The 10,055-nt window shown below is 71.9% G+C and carries 9 protein-coding genes; 3 read left to right on the forward strand and 6 right to left on the reverse strand.

Annotated features, from left to right (window positions below; translation table 11 throughout):
* Positions 1–3,741: crosslink repair DNA glycosylase YcaQ family protein (locus tag G6030_RS14095; protein WP_241724370.1), on the reverse strand; the 3,741-nt coding region annotated here is incomplete at its 3' end.
* Between the two features lie 96 nt (positions 3,742–3,837).
* Between G6030_RS14095 and G6030_RS14100 the strand changes: the two genes are divergently transcribed.
* The 3 genes from G6030_RS14100 (at position 3,838) to G6030_RS14110 (ending at position 5,964) form a co-directional block, all read left to right on the forward strand.
* Positions 3,838–4,578, forward strand: a complete 741-nt coding sequence (locus G6030_RS14100) for a 3'(2'),5'-bisphosphate nucleotidase CysQ (RefSeq protein WP_182643555.1) — start codon at positions 3,838–3,840, stop codon at positions 4,576–4,578.
* A gap of 63 nt (positions 4,579–4,641) precedes the next feature.
* Complete coding sequence (locus tag G6030_RS14105) at positions 4,642–5,442, forward strand: thymidylate synthase (protein ID WP_182643556.1); 801 nt, start codon at positions 4,642–4,644, stop codon at positions 5,440–5,442.
* Between the two features lie 9 nt (positions 5,443–5,451).
* On the forward strand, positions 5,452–5,964 hold the full coding sequence (locus G6030_RS14110) for a dihydrofolate reductase (protein WP_347238671.1): 513 nt from the start codon (positions 5,452–5,454) through the stop codon (positions 5,962–5,964).
* Here the strand turns inward: G6030_RS14110 and G6030_RS14115 are convergent.
* The 5 genes from G6030_RS14115 to mftG all read right to left on the reverse strand — a co-directional run.
* Positions 5,961–6,581 carry a DUF1707 domain-containing protein gene (locus G6030_RS14115; protein ID WP_182643557.1) on the reverse strand — a complete coding sequence of 207 codons (621 nt, stop codon included), beginning with the start codon at positions 6,579–6,581 and terminating at the stop codon, positions 5,961–5,963. The genes G6030_RS14110 and G6030_RS14115 overlap by 4 nt on opposite strands.
* A gap of 125 nt (positions 6,582–6,706) precedes the next feature.
* The gene (locus G6030_RS14120; RefSeq protein ID WP_182643558.1) at positions 6,707–7,828 is read right to left on the reverse strand and encodes an NDMA-dependent alcohol dehydrogenase; all 1,122 of its coding nucleotides are present in this window, start codon (positions 7,826–7,828) and stop codon (positions 6,707–6,709) included.
* A gap of 159 nt (positions 7,829–7,987) precedes the next feature.
* A complete protein-coding gene (trxA, locus tag G6030_RS14125; RefSeq protein WP_063971916.1) occupies positions 7,988–8,371 on the reverse strand; it encodes a thioredoxin in 384 nt (127 codons plus the stop codon).
* A 194-nt stretch (positions 8,372–8,565) separates the two neighbouring features.
* On the reverse strand, positions 8,566–9,477 hold the full coding sequence (locus G6030_RS14130; RefSeq protein WP_182643559.1) for an alpha/beta hydrolase: 912 nt from the start codon (positions 9,475–9,477) through the stop codon (positions 8,566–8,568).
* Positions 9,478–9,534: 57 nt separating this feature from the next.
* Positions 9,535–10,055: mycofactocin system GMC family oxidoreductase MftG (gene mftG / locus G6030_RS14135; protein WP_206680916.1), on the reverse strand; the 521-nt coding region annotated here is incomplete at its 5' end.

The following is a 10,055-nucleotide window of genomic DNA, read 5'->3' on the forward strand; positions in this document are numbered from 1 at the left end:
GGCGGGGTCGGTGGGGGCGGGGTGAGTGGGCCCAGCGTCGGTGGGGGCGGTGAGTGCGTTCTTGACCGTGGTGACGATGTCACGGAAGAACAGGGCTCCGCCGCGCAGGGAGTCGACGACGGCGAGGTGGACCGGCCCCTCCGGCTGCGGTCGCTCCAGGGGCAGGGTGGCGCCGGCGGAATCGGCCGGGTGCAGGGAGACCCAGCCGTCGCGGGCTCCGGCACGTCCGCGCCCGCTCCAGATGACCTCTCCCCCGGCCAGGAGTTCGTCGAGCATCGCCGGGGAGTAGTCGCTCACCCGGGGCGCCAGGACGAGCGGTTCGAGGGCGGAGGCGGGAAGCGCGAGCCCGTCGAGTTGCTCGATCACCGCGAGCAACCCGTCGACGCCGGATTCGGCGCCCGAGCCCAGGCTCTGCCACCCGGGCAGGAAGCGGCCCAGCGCGGAGTGGGACACCGGTTCGATCTGCGAGCGCAGCGCCGCCAGCGATCGGCGGCGGATGTGGCGCAGCACCTCGGCGTCGCACCACTCGGGTCCCGTCGCGCCGGGGCGGAACTCGCCGGCCAGCAGCGTGCCGGAGGAGTTGAGCCTGTCGAGCACGCCGCGTACGACCGCCACGCCGAGTCCGAATCGCTCGGCGACCGCCTCGACCGAGAAGGGCCCGTGGGTGCGCGCGTAGCGGCGGATCAGCTCGCCCAGCGGGTCGTCGACATCGCCGAGGAAGGCCGACGGCACACCGGGCGGAGGCGGGACGCCGAGGCCGTCGCGGAGCCGGGCCACGTCCTCGACTCCGGCCCACCAGCTGCGGCCGGAGTGCTCCACCGGCACGATCCGCCACGTCCGGGCCAAGTCGTCGAGCCAGCCCGGGACGGCCTGGGGATCGGCGGACCGTGCGGTGATCTCGTCGACGGTGAGCGGGCCGAGCAGCCGGAGCAGGTCGACCACCGCCTCCGCGTCGCGCGCCGCGCGCTCGGGCTCGAGATGCTGCAGGCGTCGCTCGATCGAGTCGAGGACCTCCACGTCGAGCAGTTCGCGCAGCTCGACGCGGCCCAGTAGCTGACCGAGCAGGCCGGGATCGATGCTCAGTGCGGCGGCCCGCTTCTCGGCGAGCGGGGAGTCGCCCTCGTAGAGGAAGGCGCCGACGTAGTCGAAGAGCAGCGACTGCGCGAACGGCGAGGCGCCGGGCGTGTCCACCTCGACGATCCGCACGCTGCGCGACTCGATCTCCCCCAGCAGCCGCTCGAGCGCGGGCACGTCGTAGACGTCCTGGAGGCACTCGCGCACCGCCTCGAGGATCATCGGGAAGTCCGGATACCTCCGCGCGACGTCGAGCAGCTGCGCGGACTTCTGCCGCTGCTGCCACAGCGGGGCCCGCCGGCCCGGATCCAGCCGCGGGAACAGCAGGGCGCGTGCGGAACACTCGCGGAAGCGCGAGGCGAACAGCGCCGACCCGCCCACGTGCCGGGTCACCAGATCGACCGCCTCCTCCGCAGAGATCGCGAACGTCTCGGCTCCCGGGCGCGCGGCCCCCTCGCCGTCGTCACCCGTATCGGGGACCCGGAGGATGATGCCGTCGTCGGACACCACCGGCACCGCGTCGAAGCCGTGCGCGGCGGCCAGCCGGGCGCGCACCGCCTCCGCCCACGGCCAGTGCACCCGCGCGCCGAACGGCGAGTGCAGCACGATCCGCCAGTCCCCCACCTCGTCGCGGAACCGCTCCACGACCAGGGTCGTGTCGCTGGGCACGTGGCCGGTCGCCTCGCGCTGATCGGCCAGATACCGCCGCAGGTTGGCGGCGGCATAGGTGTCGAGGCCGGCCGCGTCCAGGCGCGCGGTGACCTCCGCCTCCGACCCGGCCGACACCTCGCGAAGGAACCCGCCGAGGGCGCGGCCGAGTTCGGCGGGCCGGCCCTGGTCGTCGCCCAGCCAGAACGGCAGCCGTCCGGTCCCGCCGGGCGCGGGAGAGACCAGCACGCGGTCATGGGTGATCTCCTCGACGCGCCAACTCGACGCGCCCAGGGCGAACACGTCGCCGACCCGCGATTCGTAGACCATCTCCTCGTCGAGCTCGCCGACGCGGGTGGCCTTCTCCCCCACCATGAACACGCCGAACAGGCCGCGGTCCGGGATCGTGCCGCCGGAGGTGACGGCCAGTCGCTGGGCGCCGGGCCGGCCGGTGAGGGTGCCGGCGTCGCGGTCCCACACTAGGCGCGGCTTGAGCTCCGCGAAATCCGCGGACGGGTACTTGCCGGCGAGCATGTCGAGGGTGGCCTCGAACGCCGATCGCGGCAGCCCGGCGTACGGGGCGGTGCGCCGGACGGCCGAGAACCACTCCTCCACGTCGATGGGCTCGAGCGCGCACGCGGCCACGGTCTGCTGCGCCAGCACGTCGAGCGGGTTGGCGATCACCGTGAGTTCCTCGATCGCGCCCGCGAGCATCCGCTCGACCGTCACCGCGCTGTGCACGAGATCAGCGCGGTGCTTGGGGTAGACAACGGCCCGTGAGACCTCGCCGACCTGGTGGCCCGCGCGGCCCACGCGCTGCAGCCCCGAGGCCACCGACGGCGGGGACTCGACCTGCACGACCAGATCCACCGCTCCCATGTCGATACCCAGCTCGAGCGAGGAGGTCGCCACCACCGCGCGGAGCCGGCCCGATTTGAGTGCGTCCTCGATGATCGCCCGGCGTTCCTTGGACACCGACCCGTGGTGGGCCATGGCCAGTTCCGGCGGCGCCCCGCGCGAGACCTCCGACGGCACCATGAGCTGCGCGGGCGGCCGGGCGGGGGGCTCGGGGAGCGAGCCCGGGTCGGTGTCCTCGGCGTAGATCTCGTTGAGCCTCGCGGTGAGCCGCTCGGCCAGGCGCCGCGAGTTGACGAACACGATCGTCGAGCGGTGGGCGGTCACGAGGTCCACGACCTGGCGCTCCACGTGCGGCCAGATGGAGCCCTGACCCGGGGTGCCGGCCGGCGCGGTGACCTCCGGGGCCGAGGAGGACAGGTCCGCCATGTCCTCCACCGGCACGCGAACCGACAGCTCGAAGCCCTTGTCCGACCCGGGCGCCACGATCGTGGTGGGCCGCTCCCCCGCGAGGAAGCGGGCGACCTCGCTGTGCGGCCGCACCGTCGCCGACAGCCCCACCCGCTGCGCGGGTGTATCGAGCAGCTCGTCGAGTCGCTCGAGGCTGAGGGCGAGATGCGCCCCGCGCTTGCTGCCGGCGACCGCGTGGATCTCGTCGATGATGACCGTGTCCACCGTGGCGAGGGTCCCCCGCGCGGCGGAGGTGAGGAGCAGGAACAGCGACTCCGGGGTGGTCACGAGGATGTGCGGCGGCCGGGCGCGCTGGCGGCGACGCTCGTCCGGCGGGGTGTCACCGGTGCGGATCCCGACGGTGACATCCGGCGTCGGCACCCCCATCGACGCGGCCTCGCGGGCGATCCCCGCGAGCGGCGCGCGCAGGTTGCGCTCGACGTCCACCGCGAGGGCCTTGAGCGGCGAGATGTAGAGGACGCGCGTGCCCGGGCCGGGGTCCGGCGCGCCGTCCCGGTCGCCCAGCAGCAGACCGTCGAGCGCGGCGAGGAACGCCGACAGGGTCTTGCCCGAGCCGGTGGGCGCCACGACCAGGGTGTGCGATCCGCCGGCGAGCGCGGTCCACGCCCCCTCCTGGGCCGCGGTGGGCGCGTCGAACGCACCACGGAACCAGGAGGCGGTGGCCGGGTGGAACCGGTCCAGGGCGGCGGGCATGAACTCATGATGGCCTACGCCTACGACAGGACGCCCCACGACAGGGCGGCCGACGACACAGGCCGCCGCGCGCCGCCTGCTCCGTAGAGTGACGGCATGCGCGAACTCAGCGACCACGACCTGGCCTACCACCTCGCCACGGGCATCGGGGACATCGTCCGGGGCACCCGGGCCGGCGGGTTGCTGCACGGGCGGTCGCTCGCTCGGGTCGCCAACGAGGTCGCCCAGAACTGGACCGACGAGGTGCTCGCGGTGCACCGGCCGGACGACGGCACCCTGTCGGAGGGCGTCACCGACGACCTGAGTCGCCTGGACAAGTCGCGCGTGTGGATCATCGACGTGATCGACGGGACCAAGGAGTTCTCGACCGGCCGCTCGGACTGGTCGGTGCACGTGGCGCTCGTGGTGGACGGCCGGCCCGCCCTCGCCTCGGTGGGTCTGCCCGACTCGGGCCGGGTGTTCCGGTCGGATCAGGTCGACCACGTCGACGGGCCGCCCTCCGGCACGATGGTGATCAGCCGCAACAACCCGCCGGCCGGCGTGCACGAGATCGCCGACGAGCTCGGGCTGCGCGTGCGTCCGATGGGCTCCGCCGGGGCCAAGATGCTCTCGGTGCTGCTCGGCGACGCCGATGTCTATCTCCACGCCGGCGGGCAGTACGAGTGGGACCAGGCCGCTCCGGTCGCGGTGGCGCTGGCGTCCGGGTTGCACGCGTCCCGGCCCGACGGCTCGCCGATCGAGTTCAACAAGTCCGACGCCCATTCCCCGGACATTCTCGTGTGTCGGCCGGATCTCACGGAGAAGGTGCTGGCCGCCACGGCGGGCTGGTCGGTGTGAGCCGGGTGGGGTCGGTGTGAGCCGGGTGGGGTCTGCCCCCGGAATTTCAGTAGACTCCGCCTCATGACCGTCCCCACCCCGTACGAGGATCTGCTCCGGCTCGTCCTGGAAGAGGGCACCCCGAAGGCGGATCGCACGGGAACGGGCACGCGGAGCCTGTTCGGCCACCAGCTGCGCTACGACCTGTCCCGCGGCTTCCCCCTCCTCACGACCAAGCGGGTCCACTTCAAGTCGGTCGCCTACGAGTTGCTGTGGTTCCTGCGTGGCGACTCGAATGTGCGGTGGCTGCAGGACCACGGCGTGAGCATCTGGGACGAGTGGGCGGACGAGGCCGGCGAGCTCGGCCCGGTCTACGGCGTCCAGTGGCGGTCGTGGCCCACCCCGGACGGCCGGCACATCGACCAAATCGCGGCGGCCGTGGACCTGCTGCGTACGGACCCGGATTCGCGGCGCAACATCGTCAGCGCGTGGAACGTCAGCGAGCTCTCGCAGATGGCGCTGCCGCCGTGTCACCTGCTGTTCCAGTTCTACGTGGCCGACGGCAAGCTCAGCTGCCAGCTCTACCAGCGCAGCGCCGACCTCTTCCTGGGCGTGCCGTTCAACATCGCCTCGTACTCCCTGCTCACTCACATGGTCGCCCAACAGGTGGGCCTCGAGGTGGGCGAGTTCATCTGGACGGGCGGTGACTGCCACATCTATGACAACCACGTCGAGCAGGTGCGCACCCAGCTGGAGCGTGAGCCGTACCCGTACCCGGAGCTGCGGCTGCGGAAGGCGGAGTCGATCTTCGACTACCGTTTCGAGGACTTCGAGATCGTCGGCTACGAGCACCACCCGGGCATCAAGGCCCCGGTCGCGGTCTGAGCCGGCGCCGTGGCGGTGCGGATGGTGTGGGCGCAGGCCCGCGGCGGGGTGATCGGTGACGGCCGCGACATGCCGTGGCACATTCCGGAGGACCTGGCCTTCTTCAAGCAGGCCACCGTCGGGCGTCCCGTGGTGATGGGCCGCGCGACGTGGGACTCCCTGCCGGAGCGGTTCCGCCCCCTCCCGGGGCGCCGCAACATCGTGTGCACGCGGGACGCCGGGTGGGCGGCCGACGGCGCCGAGCGCGCCGGGTCAGTGGACGCCGCGTTGGCCTCGGCGGGTCGCGACGCGGTCGTGATGGGCGGCGGTCAGGTCTACGCCGCCGCGCTGCCCGCGGCCGACGAGTGCCTGGTGACCGAGATCGACGCCGACGCGCACGGGACCGTGCTGGCGCCCACGTTGGACGCGGCGTGGGAGCGGGTGGAGGTCGGCGAGTGGATCACCGATCCGCGGAGCCGCGTCGACGGGTACGACGACGAGGTGCGGCACCGGCACACCGTGTGGCGTCGCCGGGAGCGCTAGAACCACTTCCAGGTCTTGGGGATCTTCTCCCCCGCGGCGAGGATCTTGATCTTGGCGGTGGCCATGAAGCCGTTGATCTCGATGTCGAGGTGCGGGCCGCCGTGGACCTCGTAGCGTCCCTCGTCGATCTTGAGATCGGTCATCGTCCGGTTCCCGGTGATCGTGACCGAGACGCCCGGCGGGAGCAGCACCCGGGCGTTGGCGGCCCACAGGTCCAGCTGGAGGTGCGTGCGGGGGCGGTCGACGACGGCCTCGCGGGCGTCGAGGTAGATCTCCCCCATCCACGAGGTGAGCCGGTAGTCGTCCGGTAGCATCCACCGCCCCTCGCGCTTGAGGGTGTCGAAGATCGAGGTGGTCTTCTGGCCCTGGTCCACGACGATGGCGGCGCCGGGTCGGGAGGCGGGCGGGCCCGCGCGGTGCGCGGCGGGTGGGGCGGCCGGGTCGGGATCGGCGGGCAGTCCGCTCAGGGCCACCTCGAGTTCGGCGGGGCAGGTGGCCGCCCAGATCTTGGCGGCACGGTCGGAGAACTCGGCGAGCGAGAGCTCACCGCGCCCCACCATCGCCTCCAGTCGCCGTTGGGCCAGTGCTCTGGGGTCGTTGTCCTGCTCCGGATCCATGGCCACAGATTACCCAGCGACCGGATGCCCGGTGGGATGGCCCGGAACGCGAGACCCCGCCGGCCCGCCGACTGCGCCGGCGAACCCGCGGGGTGCGTGTGGGCCCGGAGCGCGGGCCACCGTGGTCAGTCCTCGTGGACGATGATGCCGCGCACCATGCCCTCGCCGCCCGCCTCCATCATCTCGTAGCCCTCGTTGACCTGGTCGAGGGTGAAGCGGTGGGTGACGAGCTCCTCGAGCTTGAGCTGCTTCTCGTCCCACAGACGCAGGATGTTGGGGATGTCGTGGAACGCGTTGGCCGACCCGAAGAGCGATCCCTTGATGACCTTCTCGTACTGGGAGACGAACAGGCCGGTGAGGTTGATCGACTGGTTGTCGAGGCCACCCATTGAGGTGAGCACCACGACGCCGCGCTTACCGACCATGTCGACGGCGTCGGCGGTGACCTTGGCGTCGGCCACGCCGATCGTGATGATGGCCTTCTCCGCCATGAGGCCCCAGGTCATCCCGGGCAGCTCGGCCTTGGCCTGCTCGACGTCCGTGTAGACGTGGGTGGCACCGAACTCCTCGGCCTTGGCGAGCTTGGTCTCGTCGGTGTCGATCGCGAGGATGAAGCGGGCGCCGGCGTGCTTGGCCCCCTGGATCGCGTTGATGCCGATGCCACCGATGCCGAAGACCACGACGGTGTCGCCGGCCTTGACGTCGGCGGAGTAGACCGCCGAGCCCCACCCCGTGGTGACACCGCAGCCGACGAGCGCGGCGACCTCGAAGGGGATCCAGTCCTGGATCTTGACCACCGAGTTCATGTTGGCGACGGTGTACTGCGAGAACGTCCCGAGCGTGCACATGGCGCCGGCGGTCTCGCCGTTGTCCAGGGCGAAGGGGTACCGGCCGTCGGCCATGACGCCGAACATGCCGTTCAGGCCGCCGTCGCAGAGGTTGGACATACCGCGGGCGCACGCCGGGCACTTGCCGCAGGCGGGGATGAACGAGCCCACCACGTGGTCACCGGGCTGGACGTGCGTGACGCCCTCACCGACGGCCTCGACCACGCCCGCGCCCTCGTGCCCCAGGACGATCGGGAGCCGACCGGGCAGGTCCCCGGTCCGCATGTGCAGGTCCGAGTGGCACAGGCCGGCGACCTTCCACTTGACCAGCACCTCACCGAAGTGGGGTCCGTCGAGCTCGGCCTCGACGATCTCGAACGGCTTACCGAGCTCACGGGCGATTACGGCCTTGGTCTTCACTGCGACTCCCTCCGGGCGCGACGGTGGTGATCCCCGTCACTGGAACGTGTTCTCGTCACACTAACCCCGGTACTGACATCTGTGGGGTGGCTACAAGAACGTGTTCTCGCCCCGGAGGGAGCGCGGTGCGGACCCGGGGTCCCGGGTCCGTGCGGGGTCTCAGACCTGCGCGTCGCCCTGCTGGGCCTGCGCCTCCTCGACGGCCTTGCGGACCTCGTCCATGTCGAGTCCCTTGATCTGCTCGACCAGGTCGTCCAGGGCCTGCTCCGGGATCGCACCCGAGTGACGGAACACGGCGATGCCCTCACGGAACGCCATGAGCGTCGGGATCGACTGGATCTGCAGCATCGCGCCGAGCTGCTGCTCGGCGTCGGTGTCGACCTTGGCGAAGGTCACCTCGGGGTTCTTGCCCGAGACCTTCTCGTAGACCGGGCCGAAGGCCTTGCACGGGCCACACCACTCGGCCCAGAAGTCCACCAGGACGATGTCGTTCTCGGTGACGGTCTTCTCGAACTCGGCGGTCGTGATGTCGACGGTGCTCATACGAATGCCCTCCTTGCGCGTACGGGGCGACTCTCGACCCGTCTGCTCGTCGCCAGCCTACGGATCGCGTGGGCCGACGACGAGATTCCCCGGCCACCGATACCCGTCTGGGTATCGACGGCCGCTCACCCAGGGCAACGTACACGGAGTGGGGTTATTCCCCGGACACCCCCGCGTCGCGGTCCGCCCGCGACTCAGCGGAGGGGCGGCGAGTCGAGCACCTCGGCCAGGAACCACTCGAGCTGGTCGAGGAACACGGCGTTGTCGTCGCCGGCGACCATGTGACCGGCGTCCGCGACCTCGGTGGTGCGGGCGTGCGGGAGCAGTTCGAGCAGATGCTGCACGGACTCGTCGCTGACGATGTCCGAGGCCGACCCGCGGATGAGCAGGGTGGGCTGCGTGATCTTCGGGACGAGCTCCTCGAAGAAGGCGTTGCCGATCTCGGTGTTGTCGGCCGAGGCGTTGCCGGCGAAGCGGGGGTCCCAGTGCCAGTGCCACCGCCCGTCCTCGCGCAGCCGCAGGTTCTTGCGCAGCCCCTCGGGGTTCGGGGGCCGCTTGCGGTGGGGCTGGTAGGCGGCGATCGCGTCCGCGGCCTCCTCGAGGCTCGCGAACCCGTTGAACCCGGAGCGCATGAACTCCCCCACCCTCTCGACGCCTTTAGCCTCGAGTCTGGGGGTGACGTCGACCAGGACGAGCGCGCGGGCGACGTCCTTTCCGGTGCCCAGCGAGAGCATCGCGGTCATCCCGCCGAGTGACGCGCCGACGACGACCGGACGCCGCTCGGGGAACCGCTCTGCGACGATCGCCTCGAGATCGGCGGCGAGGCGATGGATGTCGTAGTCACCCTCCGGGTCCCAGTCGCTGTCGCCGTGCCCGCGCGCATCCATCGCGGTGACGCGGTAGCCCTCGGCGGCCAGGCGGCGGGAGGCCCGGCTCCAGGCGTGGCGGGTCTGCGCACCGCCGTGGAGCATGAGGATCTCGTCGACGGGCTCGGTGGGCCGGCCGTCCGGTCCGTGCGGTTCCCAGACCTCCCCGACCAGTCGGACGCCGTCCTCGCGCTCGACCGCGAACTGCTGTGGCTCGACGGTGGTCTCAGTACTCGGCATGTGCGTGCCTCCCGGGCCGTCGCCCACCCTCTCGGCGGAACGTGTTCTATCTGTGTTCTACCACGCCCGCTCGGCGACCATCCGCGCGGCGAGGTCTTCGGCCACCGCCAGGACGGTGTAATACGGACCGCATCGCGGCAGCGACGGCAGGACCGACGCGTCGGCCACCCGCACTCCCTCCACCCCGAGCACCCGACCGGAGTCGTCGCACACCTCCCCGATCCGCGCCGCGCCCGACAGGTGGTGGGAGGTCGAGCGGGTGACGGCGCCGTCGATGCCCAGGCGTTCCGCCACGAACGCCGTCGCCTCGGCCAGCGCCGTCGCGTCGCGCGGGTCGTCCGGGAGGTCCACGCTCCCGTCGGCGTGCACCCGCCCCCGTCCGACGGGGTTCATCAGTGCCACCCCGACACGGTGCGGCACCTCGCCGAGGCCGGGGATCACGCGGTGCATCGGGACCGCGTAGGGGCGCACCTCGATCTCCGGCACCCACCCGCGCTCCCGCACAGGGAGGGCGAGCCGCACCACGTGGGAGAGCAGGGGCGGCAGCCCGCCGGCCGCGTCGGGCCCGGCGCCCGCCC

It is taken from the genome of Dietzia sp. E1 (genome assembly GCF_014145015.1).
GTDB classification, from domain to species: Bacteria; Actinomycetota; Actinomycetes; order Mycobacteriales; family Mycobacteriaceae; genus Dietzia; species Dietzia cinnamea_A.

Coding starts and splice junctions, on each gene's coding strand:
- G6030_RS14100 (WP_182643555.1), top strand. CDS start 3,838: ATGCGCGAACTCAGCGACCACGACCTGGCCTACCACCTCGCCACGGGC.
- G6030_RS14105 (WP_182643556.1), top strand. CDS start 4,642: ATGACCGTCCCCACCCCGTACGAGGATCTGCTCCGGCTCGTCCTGGAA.
- G6030_RS14115 (WP_182643557.1), bottom strand. CDS start 6,581: ATGGATCCGGAGCAGGACAACGACCCCAGAGCACTGGCCCAACGGCGA.
- trxA (WP_063971916.1), bottom strand. CDS start 8,371: ATGAGCACCGTCGACATCACGACCGCCGAGTTCGAGAAGACCGTCACC.
- G6030_RS14130 (WP_182643559.1), bottom strand. CDS start 9,477: ATGCCGAGTACTGAGACCACCGTCGAGCCACAGCAGTTCGCGGTCGAG.